The 20,816-nt window shown below is 66.6% G+C and carries 17 protein-coding genes; 12 read left to right on the forward strand and 5 right to left on the reverse strand.

From position 1 onward, the window contains the following. The first annotated feature begins 107 nt into the window (after positions 1 to 107). Positions 108 to 2,171 carry a TonB-dependent receptor plug domain-containing protein gene (locus ACFDR9_RS16715; RefSeq protein WP_409031730.1) on the forward strand — a complete coding sequence of 688 codons (2,064 nt, stop codon included), beginning with the start codon at positions 108 to 110 and terminating at the stop codon, positions 2,169 to 2,171. A gap of 93 nt (positions 2,172 to 2,264) precedes the next feature. Here ACFDR9_RS16715 and ACFDR9_RS16720 read toward each other — a convergent pair whose 3' ends face one another. After that, positions 2,265 to 3,047 (reverse strand): inositol monophosphatase family protein, encoded by a 783-nt coding sequence (locus tag ACFDR9_RS16720; protein WP_017876651.1) that lies wholly within the window; start codon positions 3,045 to 3,047, stop codon positions 2,265 to 2,267. A 196-nt stretch (positions 3,048 to 3,243) separates the two neighbouring features. Here ACFDR9_RS16720 and ACFDR9_RS16725 point away from each other — a divergent pair, with 196 nt between their 5' ends. Next, positions 3,244 to 4,002 carry an RNA methyltransferase gene (locus ACFDR9_RS16725; protein WP_017876650.1) on the forward strand — a complete coding sequence of 253 codons (759 nt, stop codon included), beginning with the start codon at positions 3,244 to 3,246 and terminating at the stop codon, positions 4,000 to 4,002. Between the two features lie 2 nt (positions 4,003 to 4,004). On the opposite strand, the gene ACFDR9_RS16730 is transcribed toward ACFDR9_RS16725, so the two are convergent. Next, positions 4,005 to 4,709: an FFLEELY motif protein gene (locus ACFDR9_RS16730; protein WP_017876649.1), complete on the reverse strand. Its 705-nt coding sequence runs from the start codon at positions 4,707 to 4,709 to the stop codon at positions 4,005 to 4,007. Positions 4,710 to 4,850: 141 nt separating this feature from the next. Between ACFDR9_RS16730 and ACFDR9_RS16735 the strand changes: the two genes are divergently transcribed. The 4 genes from ACFDR9_RS16735 (at position 4,851) to ACFDR9_RS16750 (ending at position 12,036) form a co-directional block, all read left to right on the forward strand. Beyond that, on the forward strand, positions 4,851 to 5,375 hold the full coding sequence (locus tag ACFDR9_RS16735; protein ID WP_409031731.1) for a hypothetical protein: 525 nt from the start codon (positions 4,851 to 4,853) through the stop codon (positions 5,373 to 5,375). A gap of 43 nt (positions 5,376 to 5,418) precedes the next feature. Continuing rightward, the gene (locus ACFDR9_RS16740; protein WP_409031732.1) at positions 5,419 to 7,053 is read left to right on the forward strand and encodes a GMC family oxidoreductase N-terminal domain-containing protein; all 1,635 of its coding nucleotides are present in this window, start codon (positions 5,419 to 5,421) and stop codon (positions 7,051 to 7,053) included. Positions 7,054 to 7,063: 10 nt separating this feature from the next. Continuing rightward, positions 7,064 to 8,008: an esterase/lipase family protein gene (locus ACFDR9_RS16745; RefSeq protein WP_409031733.1), complete on the forward strand. Its 945-nt coding sequence runs from the start codon at positions 7,064 to 7,066 to the stop codon at positions 8,006 to 8,008. A 395-nt stretch (positions 8,009 to 8,403) separates the two neighbouring features. Continuing rightward, the gene (locus tag ACFDR9_RS16750; RefSeq protein ID WP_409031734.1) at positions 8,404 to 12,036 is read left to right on the forward strand and encodes an EAL domain-containing protein; all 3,633 of its coding nucleotides are present in this window, start codon (positions 8,404 to 8,406) and stop codon (positions 12,034 to 12,036) included. Between the two features lie 60 nt (positions 12,037 to 12,096). Here the strand turns inward: ACFDR9_RS16750 and ACFDR9_RS16755 are convergent, their stop codons facing one another. Next, entirely contained in the window at positions 12,097 to 14,082 is a 1,986-nt protein-coding gene (locus ACFDR9_RS16755) for an SDR family oxidoreductase (RefSeq protein WP_026132864.1), read from the reverse strand. A gap of 264 nt (positions 14,083 to 14,346) precedes the next feature. Between ACFDR9_RS16755 and ACFDR9_RS16760 the strand changes: the two genes are divergently transcribed. The 6 genes from ACFDR9_RS16760 (at position 14,347) to ACFDR9_RS16785 (ending at position 19,494) form a co-directional block, all read left to right on the forward strand. Then, positions 14,347 to 15,066 (forward strand): phasin family protein, encoded by a 720-nt coding sequence (locus ACFDR9_RS16760; RefSeq protein WP_409031735.1) that lies wholly within the window; start codon positions 14,347 to 14,349, stop codon positions 15,064 to 15,066. A gap of 213 nt (positions 15,067 to 15,279) precedes the next feature. Then, a complete protein-coding gene (locus tag ACFDR9_RS16765; RefSeq protein WP_409031736.1) occupies positions 15,280 to 16,548 on the forward strand; it encodes a patatin-like phospholipase family protein in 1,269 nt (422 codons plus the stop codon). A gap of 108 nt (positions 16,549 to 16,656) precedes the next feature. After that, positions 16,657 to 17,322 (forward strand): TetR/AcrR family transcriptional regulator, encoded by a 666-nt coding sequence (locus tag ACFDR9_RS16770; protein ID WP_026132862.1) that lies wholly within the window; start codon positions 16,657 to 16,659, stop codon positions 17,320 to 17,322. Positions 17,323 to 17,332: 10 nt separating this feature from the next. Further along, entirely contained in the window at positions 17,333 to 18,106 is a 774-nt protein-coding gene (locus ACFDR9_RS16775) for a hypothetical protein (RefSeq protein ID WP_409031737.1), read from the forward strand. Positions 18,107 to 18,121: 15 nt separating this feature from the next. Then, on the forward strand, positions 18,122 to 18,664 hold the full coding sequence (locus ACFDR9_RS16780; RefSeq protein ID WP_409031738.1) for a TIGR00730 family Rossman fold protein: 543 nt from the start codon (positions 18,122 to 18,124) through the stop codon (positions 18,662 to 18,664). A gap of 161 nt (positions 18,665 to 18,825) precedes the next feature. Next, on the forward strand, positions 18,826 to 19,494 hold the full coding sequence (locus ACFDR9_RS16785) for a PEP-CTERM sorting domain-containing protein (RefSeq protein ID WP_409031739.1): 669 nt from the start codon (positions 18,826 to 18,828) through the stop codon (positions 19,492 to 19,494). Positions 19,495 to 19,528: 34 nt separating this feature from the next. Here ACFDR9_RS16785 and ACFDR9_RS16790 read toward each other — a convergent pair whose 3' ends face one another. Further along, entirely contained in the window at positions 19,529 to 20,038 is a 510-nt protein-coding gene (locus ACFDR9_RS16790; protein WP_409031740.1) for a YgjP-like metallopeptidase domain-containing protein, read from the reverse strand. 207 nt (positions 20,039 to 20,245) lie between these two features. Next, positions 20,246 to 20,635 (reverse strand): KGG domain-containing protein, encoded by a 390-nt coding sequence (locus ACFDR9_RS16795; RefSeq protein WP_409031741.1) that lies wholly within the window; start codon positions 20,633 to 20,635, stop codon positions 20,246 to 20,248. Positions 20,636 to 20,816: the final 181 nt, after the last annotated feature.

A 20,816-nucleotide genomic window follows, 5' to 3' on the forward strand; every position in this document is an offset into this window, starting at 1 on the left:
GGGGGAAAGAGAGAGCACGATACAAATCTTGTTTCTAGGCCCTGCCTCCCTGCCTCCCCCCCGGCCCCCCCCCCTCCCCCCCCACCCACCCCACACCGCCCCCCCCGATGCCGCAGGTGCTGGTTACGGCCGGCAAGTTCGACCAGCGCCGCCACGGCGGCACCGGCCAGATCGTCGTCGGCCACGAGGAGATCGTGCGCCAGGGAGACCGCAGCCTGGCCGACGTGCTCAAACGCCTGCCCGGCGTCAGTATCGGCGGCGCGCCCGGCCAGGGCGGCGAGATCCGCATGCGCGGCCTGGGCAGCGGCTACACCCAGATCCTGCTCAACGGCGTGGCCGTGCCGAACGGTTTTTCGCTCGATTCGATTGCCCCCGAGCTGATCGAGCGCATCGACATCCTGCGCGCCCCGACGGCGGAGTTCGGCGCGCAGGCGATCGCCGGCACCATCAACGTGGTGTTGAAGAAGGCGCTGGCCGGCGGCCAGCGCGAGGTGAAGCTGGGCCTGGCCGAACAGCACGGCAAAACCTCGCCGCAACTGGCGGCGCAATGGTCCGACCGCGCCGGCGCGCTGTCGTACACGGTGGCGGCGACGGCCACCGACACGCGCAAGGCGACGCCGACGCGGCAGGTGCGGCGGGGGCGCGACGCCGGCGGCGCCTTGCAACTGTCGCGCCGCGGCGACTGGGTGGAGCGGGGCGACGAGCGGGTGTTCAGCCTGGCGCCGCGGCTGAACTGGGCGCTGGCCAACGGCGACACGCTCAGTTTGCAGAACCTGTATAACCTCAAGCTGGTCGACAACCGGCGGCGCACCGGCGAGCGCACCGACGTCGGCGCGCCGACCGAGTTTCCCGACAACCTCGGCACCTTCGTTGCGCGCGGCGTCCAGTGGCGCAGCGACCTGGGCTGGGTGCGCCAGTTGGCCGAGGGCGCCAGATTCGAACTTAAACTGGGTGCCAGCGACTTCCGGCGCTATTCCGACTTCCATTTTTACGGCCTCGACGGCGACGCGCGGCGCACCGGCGAGCACCACGTCGTCTCCCCCGCGAACGAGCGCGGCGCCACCGTGGCCGGCACCTGGCGCCGGCCGATCGGCGAGCGGCACGCGCTGGCGCTGGGTTGGGACGGCGGCCACAAGCGCCGCCGCGAGTCGCGCCTGGAAACGCTGTTCGGCGCCGGCGGCACGGCGCTGGGCGGCAGCGACGAGCACTACGACGTCGCCATCCGCCGCCTGGCCGTGTTCGCCCAGGACGAGTGGGAGATCGGAGCGCACTGGTCGCTTTACCTGGGCTTGCGTTGGGAGGGCTTGAAGACGCTGAGCGAGGGCCGCGGCCTGGACGCGGTGGACGTGCGCTCCAGCGTCTGGAGTCCGCTGCTGCAAAGCCGGTACAAGCTGGGCGGCAAGGACCAGCTGCGGCTGGCGTTGAGCCGCAGCTACAAGGCGCCGGCGATCCTCGACCTGCTGCCGCGGCGTTTCACGGTCGACAACGACAACAATCCGAGCAACCCGGACACCCAGGGCAATCCGGCGCTGCGCCCCGAGCTGGCGTGGGGGCTGGACGCCGGCTACGAGCATTATTTTGCCGGGCAGGGCATGCTGAGCGCGAATTTGTTCATGCGCCGCATCCAGGACGTGCGCCAGGAGTTGCTGTTCCAGCGCGACGGCGTGTGGATCGCCACGCCGGCCAACGGCGGCGCCGCCAGCGTGCGCGGCGTCGAGCTGGAGGCCAAGCTGGGCTTGCAATCGCTGTGGCCGGGCGCGCCGGCGCTGGACCTGCGCGCCAACTTGACGCGCAACTGGTCGCGCGTCGAGCGCGTGCCGGGGCCGGACAACCGGCTCGACGAGCAGACGCCGCTGAGCGCCAACCTGGGCGTGGATTATCGCTGGCCGGGCGCCGCGCTGACCGTCGGCGGCAACTTCAACCTGCAAGGCGCCGGGCCGGTGCGCCAGTCGAGCAAGTTGAGTTCGCGCGACAGCGCCAAGCGCGAGCTGGATGTCTATGCGTTGTGGACGTTGGATGGCAAGACGCGGCTGCGGCTGTCGGCCGCGAACCTGCTGCGGCGCGACTACGTCGAGCAATCGCACTACCAGGACGACTACGGCGCGCTGCGCACGACGCGCACCACGTCGACCTATCCGAGCGTGCGCCTGACGCTGGAGCGGCAGTTGTAAAAAAACCAGCGGCATGGCGCTGGTTCCGGTATCCGCAACAGTCGGCAATCGTCGGTCGGATGAGCGCGACGCGTAATCCGACCGACGGCACACTTAGGCGAACGGCGCCAGCAGGGCGACCATCTGGCCGAAAATCTTCGGGCTGGCGGCGATGACGTCGCCCTTGTACAGGTAGTCCGACTCGCCGCTGAATTCGCCGACGATGCCGCCCGATTCGGTGATCATCAGGGCGCCCGCCGCGATGTCCCAAGGCTTCAGGCCTTTTTCGTAGAAGCCGTCGAGGCGGCCGCAGGCGACGTAGGCCAGGTCCAGCGCGGCCGAACCGGCGCGGCGCACGCCCTGCGCGCGTTCACCCATGATCTGGTACATCTTCAGGTATTCGTCGAGCGCGCGCGGGCTGCCGGCCACGTAGCCATTGCCCAGCAGGGCGTTGGAAATGCGGTCGAGCTTGGTGACGCGGATGCGTTTGTCGTTCAGGTAGGCGCCGGCGCCCTTGGTGGCGGTAAACAGGTCGTTGCGCACCGGGTCGTAGATGACGGCTTGCGTGACGACGCCGCGCTGGGCCAGCGCGATCGAGATGCAGTATTGCGGGAAGCCGTGGATGAAGTTGGTGGTGCCGTCGAGCGGATCGATGATCCACTGGAATTCATTCTCGTCGTGCGTGTTGGCGGAAGCTCCGGACTCTTCGGCCAGGATCGCGTGGGTCGGATAGGCCTTGGTCAGCACCTCGATGATCGCTTGTTCGGCGGCCTGGTCGATATCGGTGACGAAATCGTTGTGTTGTTTTTCGGTGACGACGACGCGGTCGAGGTCAAACGAGGCGCGGTTGATGACGGTCGCGCCGCGACGGGCGGCTTTGATCGCCGTATTGAGCATTGGGTGCATATGAGCTTCCGGTAAAAGAGCGCTAACGCCCAGCGGGACGTTTCCGGCCCGCGGCGCGTTAGAGTACAAGAATGAATTAAAGAGCGGAGCGGTGCCGAAATGGTTAAAATCCCGGCCTGGAGCGGGTTTTTCGCTCCGCTGTGACCCGACAATCCCGTATCGATACCGCGCAATAGCGCTATTTTAAATGAACCTGCCCGAAATCAACACGTCTCTTTTCACACGCCTGCGATTTATCCTGGTCCAGACCAGCCGCCCCGGCAATATCGGCGGCGTCGCGCGCGCCATGAAAACGATGGGATTTTCCGAACTGGTGCTGGTCAATCCGCGCTTTCCCGACGCGCTGCAGGACGAGGAGGCGGTCGCCTTCGCCAGCGGCGCCCAGGATATCCTGGCCGGCGCGCGCATCGTCGGCTCGATGGCCGAGGCGCTCGACGGCTGCAATTTCGCCGCCGCCGTGTCGGCCCGGCTGCGCGAATTTTCGCCGCCGGTGCTGGCGCCGCGCGCGCTGGCGGCGCAGCTGGCCGGCAGCGCCGACCTGAACGCCGCCCTCATTTTCGGCAACGAGCGCTTCGGCCTGCCGAACGAGATCGTCGAAAAATGTAATGTGTTGATCAATATTCCGGCCAATCCCGCGTATTCCTCGCTGAACCTGTCGCAGGCCGCGCAGGTGTTGGCCTACGAATGCCGCGTCGCCGCGCTGGGCGACGCCCAGGGCGCCACCGACATCGGCTTCCACGGCCAGGCCGCCGGCCTGACGCAGATCGAGGGCATGTACCAGCACTTGGAGCGGGCCCTGGTGGCGATCGATTTCCTCGACGCCGACAACCCGAAAAAGCTGATGCCGCGGCTCAAGCGCCTGTTTTCGCGCACCCAGCTGGAAACCGAGGAAGTCAACATCCTGCGCGGCATCGCCCGGCAGATTCTGGCCAAGAGCAAGCCCTAGCGTTAGCCGCCGCCCAGCTCGAAGGGCTGGGCCCGGCCGCAAAAAATATTCTCCAGCACGCTACGTTCGCGCCCGACGATGGTGGCGACGAAGTCGCGCGGCCGCTTCATTTGCTTGAAGGTGCTGAAGCCGCGCTCGAGGAAGCGATGCAGGTCGCCCAGTCCGGCCAGCCGGGCCGGCCCGCGCATCACGCCCAGCGTCGTCGCCAGGAAGGGTACCCGCACCAGCTCGCACAGCGAATCGCCGAGCGCCTTGACCAGCGTCAGCTGGCTGTCGCGGTCGGCGTGCGCGCTGACGGCGCGGTAGCCGTCTATATACTGCTGCTCGCTGAACGCCGCGCCCAGCGCGCGCGCCAGCGCCGTGTCGAGCCGCTCGGACAGCGCGTCGAGGACGATCGCCTGGGTGATGGTTTGCAGCGCGTGCAGCGGCAGCAGCCGCTGCATGGTCGGGACGATGCGCGCCAGGTCGGCGTCGCGCTGGCTCAGGTCGGCCGAGCCGTACAACTCGTCGAGGAAAAACAGCGCGGCGTGGTGGCTGTCGGGCGCGGCCAGCAGGTCGGCGTGGCTGCGCGCCAGCCGCGCCGACTGGAATTGCTTGAGCGCGGTGCGCGCGGCCAGCAGGCCGGGGTCGCGCCGGGCCGCCAGGCGCTCGGCCTTGACGGCGCCCAGCTGCTGCTCCAGCGTCTTGACGAGGTCTTCTTTTCTCATATGGCACTTTTACCAGATCTTGCTTGCCAGGGCACGCAACTTTGAGCAAACCGCGCTAGACGGGACGCTCTATTTTTGCGCCGTGGCGGCGCCGGGCCTTGGCGTACACTGGCCGCATACATAAAATAGGGAAGCACAGACATGCGGATATCGCGCAGATCCTTTCTCAAGGTCGGTGTCGTCGGCGCGCTCGTGCTGGCCGGCGGCGGCGCCGTCTACCGGCTGGTGCGCGGGCCGACGCCGCCCGGCCGCTTCGTCCTCGACGGCGCGGCCGGCGCGGCGCTGGCGGCGATCGCCCCGGCCATGCTGGGTTCGGCCGTGCCGGCCGGGCCGGCGCCGCGCGCCGCCGCCGTCGCCGCCGTCAGCGAACGGGTCAACCAGGCCATCCTCGGCTTGCCGCTGGCGACCCAGCAAGAGGTGCAAGACCTGTTCGGCCTGCTGGCGCTGGCGCCGGCGCGGCGCTTCGTCGCCGGCGTCCCCGGCGGCTGGGCCGAGGCCACCCCGGCGCAGCTGGCCGCCTTCCTGCAAAGCTGGCGCACGCACCGTTTCGCCGCGCTGCAAAGCGCCTACCACGCCTTGCACGACCTGGTTATCGGCGCCTGGTATAGCGACCCGGGCAACTGGGCGGCGATCGGCTACCCCGGTCCGCTCAAGGAACTGGGCTAAACAACTATGCGACAACTATGCGATGCATTTTGAGGAAGCGGCAATGAGCAATCCACACGTCATCCCCGACCCGATCCAGGCCGGCCTGGCGGCCGGCTGGAAGGTGATCGACGCCAGCGCGCTGGCCGAGGACCGCGTCATCGAGGCCGACGTGGTGGTGGTCGGTAGCGGCGCCGGCGGCGGCGTCAGCGCGGAGATCCTGACGCTGGCCGGCCTGAGGGTGGTGATCGTCGAGGAGGGCGCGCTCAAGTCGTCGAGGCACTTCAAGATGCGCGAGGCCGAGGCCTACCCGGCGCTGTACCAGGAGGCGGGCGCGCGCAAGACCAAGGACAAGGGGATCAACATTTTGCAGGGCCGCACGGTGGGCGGTTCGACCACGGTGAACTGGACCTCCAGCTTTCGCACGCCGCCCGGCACGCTGGAATACTGGGGCCTGCATTTCGGCCTGAAGGAGTACTCGGAGGCGGCGCTGGCGCCGTGGTTCGAGATGATGGAGCAGCGCCTCAGCGTGGGCGCCTGGAACGCGCCGCCGAACGAGAACAACGACTTGCTGCGGCGCGGCGCCGGCAAGCTGGGCGTCGGCGTGGCGGCGATCCGCCGCAACGTCAAGGGCTGCTGGAACCTCGGTTATTGCGGCATGGGCTGCCCGACCAACGCCAAGCAGTCGATGCTGGTGACGACGATCCCGGCGGCGCTGGCCGGCGGCGCCACCCTGCTCACGCGCGCCCGCGCCGAACGGCTGTCCTTCAAGGGCGAACACGTCGACCACCTGGTCTGCACGGCGCTCGACGGCGCCGGGCTGGCGCCGACCGGGCGCCGCGTGACGCTGCGCGCCAAGCATTTCGTGGTGGCCGGCGGCGCGATCAATTCGCCGGCGCTGCTGATGCGCTCGATGGCGCCGGACCCGCACGCCCTGCTGGGCAAGCGCACCTTCCTGCACCCGACGGTGATGTCGGCCGGCACCTTCGCGCAGCGCGTCGACGGCTACGCCGGCGCGCCGCAGACGATTTACTCCGACCATTTCCTGCACAGCCAGGCGATCGACGGCGCCATCGGCTACAAGCTGGAGGCGCCGCCGCTGCATCCGCTGCTGCTGTCGACGACGATGGGCGGCTTCGGCGACGAGCACGCGGCGATGATGCGCCAGTTCAGCCACACCCACGCGCTGCTGGCGCTGCTGCGCGACGGCTTCCACGCCGACGCGCCGGGCGGCAGCGTCGCGCTGGGCGCCGGCGGCGCGCCGGTGCTCGACTATCCGATCTCGGACTTCGTCTGGGACGGCGTGCGCCGCGCGCTGTTGTCGATGGCCGAGATCCAGTTCGCCGCCGGCGCCAAGAGCGTCTACCCGGTCCACGAGATGGCGCGCGGCTACGCCACCTGGGCCGAGGCCGCCAAGGGCATCGCCGCGCTGCCGTACCGCAATTTGCTGACCCGGGTGGTGTCGGCCCACGTGATGGGCGGCTGCGGCATGGCCGACGACGTGCGCCTGGGCGTGGTCGGCGCCGACGGCCGCTACCACGGCGCGGCCAACTTGTCGGTGCACGACGGCTCGCTGTTCCCGACCTCGGTCGGCGCCAATCCGCAGTTGTCGATCTACGCCGTCGCGGCGCGCCTGGCCAGCGCGCTGGCGCAGTCGCTGACGGGCCGGCCGGCGCCGCGCCCGCGGGCGCAGGGTTGAGGCGGCCGCGATGATGGCGCGCATCCTCAAGCTGTTGCTGGCGCTGCAGTTGCTGCTGCTGGCGGCGTTGGCGCTGGCCCTGCTCAACGTCGGCCGGACGCGCCAGGGCGGGCTGGCGCTGCTGCTGGCCGGCGCCGCGGTGCTGCTGCTGCGCCTGTTCATCACGGCCAATAATTTCTGGTTCAGCTGGCGCGCCGGCAGCGCCACGCCGGCGCGCTACCGGCCGTCGCCGGCGGCGCGCTGCCGCCTGTTCGCCGGCGAGTTCGCCGCCACCATGCTGGCCTCGTCCTGGAGCATGGCCTGGCCGCGGCTGGATAGCCACCTGGCGCCCGCCGCCAGCGGCCCGCCGGTGCTGCTGCTGCACGGTTACGTCTGCAACCGCGGCTATTGGTCGGCGCTGAGCCGGCGCCTGGCGCAAGCCGGCGTCAGCCACGCCGCCATCGACCTCGAACCGCTAGGCGCCGGCATCGACGCCTACGCGCCGCTGCTGCGGCGGGCCGTCGACGAGCTGTGCGCCGCCAGCGGCCACGCCCGCGTGATCCTGGTCTGCCACAGCATGGGCGGGCTGGCGGCGCGGGCCTACCTGCGCAGCGACGGCGCGGCGCGGGTGGCGCGCGTGATCACGCTGGGCACGCCGCACCACGGCACCGGCCTGGCCAGTTTCGGCGCCGGCCTGAACGCGCGCCAGATGCGCCGCGGCAGCGACTGGCTGGCGGCGCTGGCGGCGGCCGAAACGCCGGCCCGGCGCGCGCTGTTCACCTCGATTTTTTCGCACCACGACAACATCGTCGCGCCGCAAACCTCGTCCTGGCTGGCGGACGCGAAAAACCTCGAATTCGGCGCCATCGGCCACGTCGCGCTGGGGCGCCACCCGCGTATCCTGGCATGCGTGCTGGATGAAATCGCGCTGGCCTCGGCCGCCGAAAGGCCCGCTGGCGCCGCCGTTGGCGCGTAGGTCGGCTTAGCGGCAGAAAATCGCGCCGACTGCTCCAGAGTGTCTGTTTTTAACTCAATGTTGCCACAGATCAAGCTGAACTCGAATGACAGTGCCGCGTTCTGGCGTTAGACTATATTGAGAGCAAGCAACAATTCGCGTCCGCGCCGGGTTCCCCCGCCGCCGCGCCTCCGGGCGCCGGACCCGGCGCGCCGCTTGCGTGACATTTGGTGAGAATTCGCGGCGCTGGCTTGCTGTATGGTTCTCGGTATGCAAGGACAGGACGGTGCCTGCGCGCACCAGGGAAACTGGATGATGGCAAACTACTCCGGCTCGCCGGCAAGGCAGGTCAGGTCGGCGCAGCCGGCGCCGCGCGCGCGGCGAACGCGCATGCATATTTTATCGGGAGCGCTATAGTGTCGGCACGCATCCTTATCATCGAAGACAACGCCACCAACATGGAGTTGATGGTGTATTTGTTGCGCGCCTTCGGCTACGCTCCGCTGATGGCCTGTGACGGCGAGGAGGGCGTCAAGGTGGCGCGGCGCGAGCTGCCCGACCTGATCATCTGCGACGTCCACCTGCCCAAGCTGGACGGCTACGGCGTGGTCGCCGCGCTCAAGGGCGACCCGGCCACGGCGGCGATCCCGACGCTGGCGGTGACGGCGCTGGCCATGCTGGGCGACCGCGAGCGCCTGCTGGCGGCCGGCTTCGACGGCTATATCGGCAAGCCGATCGAGCCCGACGCCTTCGTGACGCAATTGGAAGCGTTTTTACCGGGGGCGCTGTCGGCGCCGGTTAAAAGCGACATTGCCACCATCCTCATCGTCGACGACCACGTCCTCAACCGCGAGTTCCTGATGGCCCTGCTGGGCTACGGCGGCCACCGCCTGCTGGAGGCGGCCAACGGCGCCGAGGGCTTGAAAATGGTCCGCAGCGAGCGCCCCGACCTGGTCATCTCCGACATCCTGATGCCCAATATGGACGGCTACGAGTTCGTTACCCGCATGCACGAGGACCCGGCCACGGCCGACGTGCCGATCATTTTCTACACCGCCACCTACCGCGAGCGCGAGGCCAACGTGCTGGCGCAGGCCTGCGGCGTGCGCTGGGTGCTGCCCAAGCCGTCCGACCCGGACGTGATTTTGCGCACCGTCCACGAGGCGCTCGGCCTGGCCCAGGAGTCCGAGCCGCGCGCGCCGGCGGCGTTCGCGCCGGCGCCGCCGGCGGCCGGGCATTTCCGCGGCATCGACAACAAGGTCAACGAATACCTGGTCGAGCTGGAGTCGAGCAGCCAGTTGATCAGCAAGTTCGCCCGCCAGGGCGACGGGCTGGAGCGGGCCGACGAACCGTTGGCGCTGATGACCGAGCGCCTCTCGCGCTCGCTCGCCAGCCTGCAGGCGGTCAGCCTGCGCCTGACCGCGCTGATCGAGCTGGGCATCGAACTGGGCGCCGAGCGCGACCCGCTGGCGCTCATTGAAATCGGCTGCCGCGTCGCGCAAAACATCTGCGTGTCGAAATACGCCTGCATCGGCGTGCTTGAAAACGACGGCGACAAACTCAGTTATTTCGCCTCCTGCGGCAACGAGCAGCAGGCCAGCCAGATCGCCGCGACGCCGCGCGCCGGCGTGCTCAGCAAGGTGTTGGAACAGCGCCAGCCGTTCCGCGTCAACGACCTCGACGGCGACCCGGCCGCGCTCGGCCTGCCGGCCAGCCACCCGCCGGTGCACTCCTTCCTCGGCGTGGCGATCGCCTCGCGCGAGCGGGTGCACGGCTGGTTGTACCTGGTCGACAAGCTCGGCGCCAGCGAATTTAGCGAAGTCGACGAGCGCGTCGCCGCCACGGTGGCCGCGCAAATCTCGGTGGCCTACGACAACCTGCTGCTGTACGAGGAAATCAAGCGCCACCACGCCCAGCTGACGCTGGACATGTCGGCGCGCATCCGCCTCGACGAGGACTTGCGCCGCTTCCGCCTGGCGATGGACGCCACCGCCGACGCGATTTTCCTGGTCGACCGCGCCGGCATGTGCTTCGTCGACGTCAACCTGACCGCCTGCCGCATGCTCGGCTACGAGCGCGAGGAGTTTTTGAAGGTTGGCCCGGGCCGCGCCAGCCACGCCACCGACAGCAACCTGGAAGACCTGTACGTGAAACTGCTGGCCGGCGACCAGACCGGCGCGATGGCCGAGCTGCTGTTGCAGTGCAAGGACGGCAGCGCCCTGTCGGTCGAGGTGCAGCGGCGCACGCTGCGCTCGGGCCAGAGCTGGATACTGGTGGCGGTGGCGCGCGACATCACCGAGCGCAAGGAGGCGCAGCAGCGCCTGCTCAAGCTGGCCCATTTCGACACCCTGACCGGGCTGCCCAACCGCACCCAGTTCTACGACTCGCTGGCCCATTCGCTGGGCCAGGCGGCCGAACACGGCTGGTCGGTGGCGGTGCTGTTCCTCGACGTCGACCGCTTCAAGAACGTCAACGACACGCTCGGCCACACCATCGGCGACGAGCTGCTGCGCCAGTTTTCCAGCCGCCTGGTCGACTGCCTGCGGGTGCGCGACACCATCGGCCGCTTCGGCGGCGACGAGTTCGCGGCGATCCTGATCCTGCCCGAGGGCGCGCAAAACGCCATCGCCGTGGTCGACAAGATCCGCGAGGCGATGCGCCGGCCGTTCGACCTGAAGGGCCACGAAGTGACGGTGACGGCCAGCATCGGCATCTCGGTGTACCCGGACGACGGCCTCGACGCCGACACCCTGATCCAATACGCCGACACCGCGATGTACCGCGCCAAGGAGGCCGGGCGCGACGCCTTCCGCTTCTTCACCGCCGAGATGAACGCGCAGTCGCTGGCGCGCCTGGACCTGGAGAACGCGCTGCGCCGGGCCATCGAGAACGAGGAGTTCGTGCTGTTCTTCCAGCCCAAGGTGCATATCGCCTCGGGGCGCATCAGCGGCGCCGAGGCGCTGATCCGCTGGCGCCGGCCCGGCCACGGCATGGTCTCGCCGGCGTTGTTCATCCCGATCCTCGAGGAGACCGGCCTGATCGTGCGGGTCGGCACCTGGGTGCTCAACGAGGCCTGCAAGAAGATCAGCCAGTGGGGCAGCCGCAAGACCGGCGCGGTGCACCTGTCGGTGAACGTGTCGGGCATCCAGTTCTTCGTCGGCGGCCTGGAGGAGGAGGTGCTGAAGGCGATCAAGCGCTACGACATCGCGCCCGAACTGCTGGAGCTGGAGCTGACCGAAAGCTCCTTGATGTCGAACGCCGAGGAAACCATCAACGTGCTGCGCAACCTGAAGGCGCTGGGCATCCAGATTTCCATTGACGACTTCGGCACCGGCTATTCCAGCCTGGCCTGCCTGAAGCGCTTCCCGATCGACAAGCTGAAGATCGACATCGCCTTCGTGCGCGAGGTTACCAGCAACCCGGACGACGCCGCCATCGTGCTGGCCATCATCAAGATGGCGCACAGCATGAAGCTGCAGGTGATCGCCGAGGGCGTCGAAAAGGACGCGCAACTGGCCTACCTGCGGCGCCACGGCTGCGACGAGATGCAGGGCTACTACTTCAGCCGGCCGGTGGCCGAGGACGAGTTCGAGCAGATGCTACAGGCCGGTAAAACGCTGCAGGCGCCGGTCGACGAGGGGCCGCTGGACCAGCAGACCCTGCTTATCGTCGACGACGACGCCTTCATGCTCGACGTGCTGAGCGACTTCCTGGCGCAGGACGGCTACCGCATCCTAACGGCGCAGACGGCGGCCGAGGGTTTTGATTTGCTGGCGCGGCACCGGGTCCAGGTGATCCTGTGCGACCAGTGCATGCCCTTGATGAGCGGCACCGAGTTCATGGAGCGGGTCAAGAACCTGTGCCCGGACACCTTCCGCATCATGCTGTCGGCCTACGCCGACCTGACGCCGATCATGGCGGCGATCAACCGCGGCGCGGTGGACCGCTTCTACACCAAGCCGTGGAAGGGCGCGGTCCTGCGCGACAACATCCGCGAAGGTTTCCGCCTGCACGGCCTGCTGCACGGGCCGGCCTCGCTGGCCGCGTAAAAAACCACCGGCACAAGCCGGGGTGTGACCCGCCCGGCGCCCCTGGTTGGAACGCGCCGCCTAGAAATGCACGCCGCGCAGCAACTGCTGCATCGCCAACTGCTCCGACGACATCTGCGGCGCCTTCTTGCCGTCGCCCTTGGCCGCGTCGGAGTCGGGGAACATGCGGAAGGTGGTGTTGAGGACGATCTGCGCGACCCGCGGCATCAGCGCGTGCAGCACCTGGCCGGCGATGCCGACCCGGGTGGCGATGCGCACCGGCTTGTAGACGATGGCCTCGGTGATCAAGTCGGCCGCCTCCTCCGGCGCCAAGGTCGGCACGTTCTGGTACAGCTTGGTCGGCGCGATCATCGGCGTGCGCACCAGCGGCATGTTAATGGTGGTGAACTTGATGCCGACGTCGGACAGCTCCGACGAGGCGCAGCGGGTCCACGCCTCCAGCGCCGCCTTCGAGGCGACGTAGGCCGAAAAGCGCGGCGCGTTGGTCAGCACGCCGATCGACGAGATGTTGATGATGTGGCCGCGCTGTTGCGCGATCATCGTCGGCAGCAGGCCCATGGTCAGGCGCAGGCAGCCGAAGTAGTTCAGCTGCATGGTGCGCTCGAAGTCGTGGAAGCGGTCGTAGCTGGCCTCGATGGCGCGGCGGATCGAGCGGCCGGCGTTGTTGACCAGGATGTCGACGCCGCCGTGCCGTTCGATCAGCAGTTGCACGAAGCGGTCGCAGTCGGCCATGTCGGCGACGTCGGCCTGGTAGGTGGTCAGCGCGAAGCCGCGCGCCCCGACCGCCTTCTTGGCCTCGGCCAGCTTGGCCTGGTCGCGCCCGCAGATGATGGTGATGGCGCCGGCCTCGGCCAGCTTGTGCGCCGCCGCCAGGCCGATGCCCGAGGAGCCGCCGGTGACCAGCACCACCTTGCCGGCGACCTGGCCGCGCAGCGTGTGGTCGATCAACAGCGCCGGGTCGAGGTTGCGCTCCCAGTAGTCCCACACCGGCGCGGCGTATTGCGCCAGCGGCGGGCAGGCGATGCCGCTGCCCTTCAGCGCCTGGGTGGTGTGGCGGCTGTCGAAGCGGGTTGGATAATTGACGAAGGTCATCATGCCGTCCGGCAGGCCGATGTCCCTCATGATGGCGTCGCGCACGCGCCGCACCGGGGTCAGCGACATGATGCCTTTTTTGATCGATTTCGGGATGAAGCCGAGCAGCGCGGCGTTGACGCGGATGCTCATCGTCGGCGCGTGCGCGGCGCGGCAGAAGGTGTTGAGCACCTCGCCCACGCGCATCGGGTCGGTGTCGGTCAGGTGGAAGCACATGCCGTCGAGCTTGGGCTGGTGCGAGATGTGCTCCATCGCGTTGACGACGAAGTCGACCGGCACGATGTTGATGCGCCCGCCCTCCAGGCCGATGGTCGGCATCCACGGCGGCAGCAACTGGCGGATGCGCTGGATCAGCTTGAAGAAGTAGTAGGGGCCGTCGACCTTGTCCATTTCACCGGTTTTCGAATCGCCCACCACCATGCCGGGACGGTAGACGCGCCAGGCGCCCTTGGTGTCGGCGCGGACGATCTTCTCGGACTCGTGCTTGGTGGCGAAATACGGGTGCTCCAGGCCTTCGGCCTCGTCGAACATGTCTTCGCGGAAGATGCCCTCGAACATGCCGGCGGCGGCGATCGAGCTGACGTGGTGGAAGCAGCCGGGGGCGATGGCGTTCGCCAGTTCGACCGTGTGGCGGGTGCCGTCGACGTTGGCGGCGAACTGCTCGTCGGCGTCGGCCATCATGTCGTATACGGCGGCCAGGTGGTAAAAATGGTCGACCTTGTTGCTCAGTGTCTTGAGGTCGTCCTTGGAGAGGCCCAGCATGGTGCTGCGCAGGTCACCGAATACCGGAATGGCGCGCGTTGCCGGCACGCCCCAGTATTCCAGCAGCGCCGGTATCTTGCCGCGGCTGGCCTCGCGCATCAAAAAATGCACCACACTGCCTTTGCGTCCGAGTAGCTTTTTGACCAAGCGTTTACCGATAAACCCCGTCGCACCGGTGACAAAATACCGCATCCTGCTCTCCTTTTGGTGTTGTATAAATGGGGCCTCGAAAACCATGCCGCGCGCGCGCGCGCGGTCGGACTGGCGCCGCTGGCCACGGTTTTTCGATATCCCCAATAAGTTGCCTAATCATTACAGGGCGGCGGCGGATTGGCAAGGCGTCTTGGTCGCGCCGGCGCGCTTTAGAAGGGCTTCTCTATCGCATTAGAATCCCGTCTCTAGTTTTGCTCTCTAAAATGGTTTAATCAAATCGATTTTTATATACGGGAGCTGACGATGGTAAAGAAACTGAAAACCCTGGCGAAAGACGAAGAGAAACAATTAGCGAGCGCGGTGCGTACTTCCGCCCAACAAATCTGGCAGGCCGGGCTGGGCGCTTTCGCCAAGGCCCAGGAAGAGGGCGGCCGGGTATTTTCTAAACTGGTCAAGGAAGGCACCGAATTGCAAAAACGCGCCGAAGACCGCGTCTCCGACGTCACCGGCACCGTCACCAAGATGGCCGACGGCGTCAGCAAGCAGGCTTCCGGATCGTGGGACAAGTTGGAGCAGGTGTTTGAAGACCGCGTGTCGCGCGCGCTGGGAAAAATCGGCGTGCCGACCCAGAAGGATATGCAGGAACTGAGCAAGCGCATCGAGCAGCTGAGCAAGGCCGTGGCCGAGCTGTCGGGCAAAAAAGCGCCGGCCGTGAAGGCCGAAGCCAAGGCGCCGGTAAAGGCGTCGGCGAAACCGGCCGCCAAGGCAGCGGCGAAACCGGCCGCCAAGGCGTCGTCGAAACCGGCCGCCAAGGCAGCGGCCAAGCCGGCCGCGAAAGCCGCGCCTAAGGCTGCCGCCAAGCCGGCCGTGAAGGTTGCGCCAAAAGCCGGCGGCGTCCAGTTCCCGACCGCGGCGTCGATCGCCAAGCCGGCGCCGAAAGCCGCCGCCAGGAAAATCGACGTGAAAGCGGCGCCCGCCGCGCCCGCCTTGAACGACAGCGCCGTCGCCACGCCATCGGCGTAAGTCGAGCCGGTACGCGGGAGCTTGATGCCCCGCTTTGCGCCGATCTCCCCTTGGCCGCCGCTGCGGCGACCCTGTTCGGCGGGCGCCCGGTCTTCACCCCTGACCAGAACGCCGGTCGGGTCCGGGACGCCCGCCGGACGGCGGGGGGACTTGCCACGGCGGGCTTGCGCGCAGCGCGGGCCTTTTTTGCATGCTGCACAGTATTGAAGACCGATGACCGCATCTGACTCTGCGCGCGCCGCGCCCGCCGACGGCCGCACCTCCCCATCCGGCAAGCGCGGCGTTGGCCTGGCGCTGGCCGGCGGTGGACCGCTGGCCGCGGTGTATGAAATTGGCGCCCTGGCGGCGCTGGCCGAATCCATCGGCGGCCTGGACCTGACCGACGCCGATATTTACGTCGGCGTCAGCGCCGGCGGCATCATTGCCGCCGGCTTGGCCAACGGCGTCACGCCGCACCAGATGTGCCGCCTGTTTATTGAAAGCGACGCCGGGGCGCTCGACGGGGCGCCGCTGTTCAAGCCGGAAACCCTGCTGCGCCCCGCGCTGAAGGAATTCGGCAAGCGCGCCCGCAGCGTGCCGCGCCTGCTGGCCGGCGCGTTGCTGCATTACGCGGCGCAGCGCGGCAGCCTGGTGGCGTCGTTCGAGCGGATGAAGGAGGCGCTGCCGGCCGGTTTCCTGTCGAACCAGGCGATCGACACGTTTTTGCGCGCCACCTTCGCCAAGGCCGGGCGCAGCAACGATTTCCGCAAGCTCAAGCGCAAGCTGGTGATCGTCGCCACCGACCTCGACACCGGCCGCGCGGTGCGTTTCGGCGCGCCCGGCTGGGACAGCACGCCGATTTCGGTCGCGGTGCAGGCCAGCGCGGCCGTGCCCGGCCTGTTCGCGCCGGTCGAGATCGGTGGCCGGCATTTCGTCGATGGCGCGCTGCGCAAGACCATGCACGCCTCCATCGCGCTGGAGGAGGGCGTCGATTTGCTCATTTGCGTGAACCCGATCGTGCCCTACGATTCGACGCTGGAGCCGGACCGCCGGCACGGCGCGCGCCGCCACGGCGCGCGCACGCGGCACGCGCGCAAGTTGGCCGGCGGCGGCCTGCTCGACGTGCTGTCGCAGACGCTGCGCTCGATCCTGCACTCGCGCCTGGAAACCGGCATGGCCAGCTACCAGATTAGCCATCCGCACGTCGACATCCTGCTGTTCGAGCCGAACCAGGCCGACGCCGAGCTGTTCTTCACCAACATCTTCAGCTACGGCAACCGCCGGCGCATGTGCGAGCAGGCCTACCAGAACACCCGCGCGATGCTGTGGCAGCAGCGCGAGAGCATCGCGCCGAAGCTGGCGCGGCACGGCATGGAGTTGAAGCTGGCGGTGCTGCGCGACAAGACGCTGAGCCTGGTCAGGCAGACGCCGGGCCGGCGCGCCATCAGCCAGCTGGACGCGGCGCTGGACGACCTGGAGCGCTACCTGAAAGTGGCGAGCTAGCGGCGTGCGGCGCGGCGCCGGCAAGGCTGCCGCGTCCCTTGATAACAGTGTTTCTTGGAACGCATCTTCGGTGTTATGCTTGCAGTAGAAAAACAGAGAACGATCGCTATGCTACAAAAAGCTCCACGCCGTACCCGTGAACGCATTCTGGAATTATCCCTGCGCTTATTTAATGAATTTGGCGAGCCGAATATCACGACCACCGTTATTGCGGAGGAGATGAATATATCGCCGGGTAATCTGTATTACCACTTCCGCAACAAGGACGACATCGTCAATTCGATTTTCGTGCAATTCGAGGCGGAAATCGAGCGGATACTGACGGTGCCGGACGGGCGCCGCTCGAATATCGAGGACGTTTGGCTGTATCTGCACCTGATGTTCGAACTGATTTGGCGCTACCGCTTTTTTTACCGCGATTTGAACGACTTACTGTCGCGCAACCGCAAACTGGAACTGCATTTCAAACTGATTTTGGCGCACAAGATCAAGGTGGCCAAGCAGTTATGCGAAGACTTGCGCAGCGAAAAATCGCTGGAAGCGTCGGACATGGACATCAACGCGATGGCCACCAATATGGTGGTGGTGGCGACGTATTGGCTGTCCTACGAATACGTGCGCAATCCGCGCAAATACACCGAACAACAATCGATGTCGGACGCGCTGGCGCGCGGCTGCTACCAGGTGCTGTCGCTGATCGGCCCCTACCTGCGCAATGAGACCCATCTGCTGTTCCAGAAACTATCCGAAGAATATTTGCGACAATTAAAATAAGGAGATCGCCGTGGCATGGAATACCTTCCCGTACCAGGATAACGCCTATGTCTACACCCCGGCCAGCCTGGAAAAGGCGTGGGCCCGGCTGCACCTGGGCGACGCCGAGTTGTTTCCGTCCGACCCGGCGCTGGTGCAGGCTTGGATCGCCTTCCACGCCGGCGATTTCGAGCAGGCCGCCAAGCTGGGCCTGGCCGTCGGCGTCGACGGCTATTCGGTGGCGCACAAGGCGACCTGCATTTACGCGACCTACCTGGAAGTCGACGACAAGGCCAAGATCGCCACTTTCGAGGCGGTGGCCGAGCGCTGCGAGCGCCAGCAGCACGAGCAGCCCGACAATCCGGCCGGTTTCTACTGGCACGCCTATAGCCTGGGCCGCTATGCCCAGGGCATCTCGGTGCTGAAGGCGCTGTCCCAGGGCGTCGGCGGCAAGGTCCACGACAGCCTGGAAAAAACCCTGGAGCTGGCGCCCCGGCACGCCGACGCGCACATCGCCTTCGGCGCCTTCCACGCCGAAATTATCGACAAGGTTGGCGCCATGGTGGGCGGCCTGAGCTACGGCGTCAGAAAAGACCAGGGCTTCAAGCATTTCAAGACGGCGCTGTCGCTCAATCCCGAGTCGGCGATCGGCCACATCGAGTATGCCAACGCGCTGGTGATGTTGGACGGCAAGAAAAAGATGGCCGAGGCGATCGGCTTATACGAAGAGGCCGCCGGCTGCGACGCGCGCGACGCGATGGAGCGCCTCGACGTCGAGGCGGCCAAGGAAGAATTGAAGGATTGAAGAAATGAGATTGCGATGAAATCCCTATGCGTGTATTGCGGCGCCAACCCCGGCGCCACGCCGCGCTACGCCGAGGCGGCGCAGGCGCTGGCGCGCGCGCTGGTCGATGACAACGTCGCGCTGGTGTACGGCGGCGGCAAGGTCGGCTTGATGGGCGTCATCGCCGACGAGGTGCTGCGTCTGGGCGGCGAGGTCACCGGCGTGATCCCGACCGCGCTGGTCGAGCGCGAGGTCGGCCACACCGGCCTGACGCGCCAGTTCATCGTCAAGGACATGCACGAGCGCAAGGCCATGATGGCGCAGCTGTCGGACGGTTTCATCGCCATGCCCGGCGGCATGGGTACCCTCGAAGAGTTGTTCGAGATGCTGACCTGGTCGCAACTGGGCATCCACGCCAAACCGATCGGCCTGCTCAACGTCGAGGGTTTCTACGACGGCCTGGTCGGCTTCATCGAACACGCGCAAGGGCAGGGGTTCGTGCGCCCGCAACACGCGGCGCTGATGATGGTCGAGGCCGAACCGGCCGCGCTGCTGCGGCGTTTCAAGAGCGCCGCTTAAAGGCGGCGCCGGCGCGCGCCGTTTGCGGGGCGCCGCTCGCCGCCGGCGCCGGTCACTTGCAAAACGATTGTCACAAAAACTATCGCGTCCGCGATATTAATTTGCAAATCAAAATATCAAAATACCACTGTTTATGTTTTACTGCTGTCTGAAAAAAATCCATGACCGGACGGGCGGCGCAAGCTTGCCTGGTTCAGATTTTGCCATTTAAACAGAACGTTTTACACCACGGAGGTATTTTGAAACCATCTATATTCATACGGGCCGCCGCATTGCTTGCCCTGGCGGCCGGCACAAGTGCCCAGGCGGCCGTTATCGACTTTGACGCGCTGGCCGCGCCCGGCTGGGGCACTACCCTGCGTCCCGACTACAGCGAGGACGGCTTCCAACTGACCACCAATTTCGGTTTCTTCGGTTCGGTTCACGCCAACAACTTGCTGTATGCCGGCTCGGCAGGGCTGTACAACACACCGCTGGCCACGACGTCGCTGGCGCGCGCCGGCGGCGGCGCCTTTTCGCTGAACTCGATCGAGCTGGCCGATTTGTTCAGCGTGGGCCGCAGGGCCTACGACGTGACCTTTATCGGCCACGTGCTCGGCGGCGGCACCGTTAATCAGACGTTCTCGGTCAGCACCGCGAATGTGTTCAGCCCGCATACCTTCAGCGGCTTCAACAACCTGCTCTCCGTTACCTGGAAAGAGAGCTTGACCAGGGTGCACCAGTTCGACAATATCAATGTGACCGCGGTGCCGGAGCCTGGCACCTATGCGATGTTGCTGGCCGGCCTGGGCTTGCTTGGCTTCATGGGCCGGCGCAAACGCCCGGTCTGACGTTCACGCTGAACCGTGCCGCGCCTGCGGAGCCTTAGCCCCACAGGCGCTGGCCGGAAATGTCGAGTTGCGTCAGGTATAGGCGCAAGTCGAATTCGTATTGGTGGTAATTCGGCTCCATATACGAGCAAAGCTTATAAAACGCTTTGTCGTGCTGCTTTTCCTTGACGTGGGCCAGTTCGTGCACCGCGATCATGCGCAAAAACTCCAGCGGCACATTCTTGAACATGCTGGCCACGCGGATCTCGTGCTTGGCTTTGAGCTTGCCGCCCTGGACCCGGGAAATCGAGGTATGCAGGCCCAGCGCGTGCTGGATCACGTGGATCTTGCTGTCGAACTCGACCTTGTTGATCGGCTCGGCGTTGCGCAGGAATTCGTTCTTTAACTCTTGCACGTACTGGTACAGCGCTTTGTCGTTGCGGATCTCGTGCGCGCTCGGGTAACGCTTGAGCAAAACCTCGCCCAGCTTGTTTTGGGCGATCAATTGCGAAACTTGTTCGAGGGTCTGGTCGGAATAGGCGCTGAGATACTTTAGGGGTAGCATGGCGGAATGGTTGGCGCGTCGGTCGAGGCGAGAATGTACCATACAATGCGCTCAAGAACCGGGGCCGGACCCTGGGGGCCGACCCCGGATGTACGCCGGTGGCGCCGCTGTTGCGCGCCGTTGCCTGCCGTTGCCGGTGAACGGCCCATGCCTGTCGCGAGGCGGCGCCAGCCATGCAGGGGGAGGGGGCGCTCCCCCGTGGACGAGCTACTTCTCGTCGTTTTTGTGGCTTTGCTTGCCGGCTTTGGCATGCTGTTCGGAGGAGCCGCCGCGGCTAGCGGACGAACTTTTGCCACCTTCCTCGCGGTTGGCCGACTGCCGGCTTTCCCCGCCTTTGCGACCGATTTCCGCCATGTGTTCACGGTCGCGGCTGACCGCCTCGCCGCCTTTCTGGCCGGCGCGGCGCGCTTCTTCGGAATCGAACTCGTGAGCGGTTCCCTTCTGATGGGCGGCCTGGCCTCCCTTGCTGGCGATTTCGCGCTGCTGCTCCTCGTCCATCGCTGCAAAGCCGCGCTTGCTGCCCCCGCTTTTTTGGCCGGTTTGGCTATCGTCCTTCTGGCTGTTTTTCCCTTGATCGTTTCCTTGACTTGTAGCCATGTCTGCCTCCTTGTGCTTGGTGGTGGTAAAAATATCAATTCCCGGGCGCCTTTCCTTGTTGTCGGCGTCCGAGGACTCGGAGCTGTGCCGGGTGGCGCCGTGGCGTGCTAACAATCCGACGCACCCGCTTGTTAGAGAAGCACGCCGGACCTTAGTTCCGTCGCCGCCGCGCTTTTCAGGC

The organism is Janthinobacterium sp. CG_23.3 (assembly GCF_046115965.1).
GTDB lineage: Bacteria > Pseudomonadota > Gammaproteobacteria > Burkholderiales > Burkholderiaceae_D > Janthinobacterium.

Excerpts from the sequence above, each read along its gene's own strand:
- ACFDR9_RS16715 (WP_409031730.1), top strand. The coding sequence starts at position 108 with ATGCCGCAGGTGCTGGTTACGGCCGGCAAGTTCGACCAGCGCCGCCAC.
- ACFDR9_RS16720 (WP_017876651.1), bottom strand. The coding sequence starts at position 3,047 with ATGCTCAATACGGCGATCAAAGCCGCCCGTCGCGGCGCGACCGTCATC.
- ACFDR9_RS16725 (WP_017876650.1), top strand. The coding sequence starts at position 3,244 with ATGAACCTGCCCGAAATCAACACGTCTCTTTTCACACGCCTGCGATTT.
- ACFDR9_RS16730 (WP_017876649.1), bottom strand. The coding sequence starts at position 4,709 with ATGAGAAAAGAAGACCTCGTCAAGACGCTGGAGCAGCAGCTGGGCGCC.
- ACFDR9_RS16735 (WP_409031731.1), top strand. The coding sequence starts at position 4,851 with ATGCGGATATCGCGCAGATCCTTTCTCAAGGTCGGTGTCGTCGGCGCG.
- ACFDR9_RS16740 (WP_409031732.1), top strand. The coding sequence starts at position 5,419 with ATGAGCAATCCACACGTCATCCCCGACCCGATCCAGGCCGGCCTGGCG.
- ACFDR9_RS16745 (WP_409031733.1), top strand. The coding sequence starts at position 7,064 with ATGATGGCGCGCATCCTCAAGCTGTTGCTGGCGCTGCAGTTGCTGCTG.
- ACFDR9_RS16755 (WP_026132864.1), bottom strand. The coding sequence starts at position 14,082 with ATGCGGTATTTTGTCACCGGTGCGACGGGGTTTATCGGTAAACGCTTG.
- ACFDR9_RS16760 (WP_409031735.1), top strand. The coding sequence starts at position 14,347 with ATGGTAAAGAAACTGAAAACCCTGGCGAAAGACGAAGAGAAACAATTA.
- ACFDR9_RS16765 (WP_409031736.1), top strand. The coding sequence starts at position 15,280 with ATGACCGCATCTGACTCTGCGCGCGCCGCGCCCGCCGACGGCCGCACC.
- ACFDR9_RS16770 (WP_026132862.1), top strand. The coding sequence starts at position 16,657 with ATGCTACAAAAAGCTCCACGCCGTACCCGTGAACGCATTCTGGAATTA.
- ACFDR9_RS16780 (WP_409031738.1), top strand. The coding sequence starts at position 18,122 with ATGAAATCCCTATGCGTGTATTGCGGCGCCAACCCCGGCGCCACGCCG.
- ACFDR9_RS16785 (WP_409031739.1), top strand. The coding sequence starts at position 18,826 with ATGACCGGACGGGCGGCGCAAGCTTGCCTGGTTCAGATTTTGCCATTT.
- ACFDR9_RS16790 (WP_409031740.1), bottom strand. The coding sequence starts at position 20,038 with ATGCTACCCCTAAAGTATCTCAGCGCCTATTCCGACCAGACCCTCGAA.
- ACFDR9_RS16795 (WP_409031741.1), bottom strand. The coding sequence starts at position 20,635 with ATGGCTACAAGTCAAGGAAACGATCAAGGGAAAAACAGCCAGAAGGAC.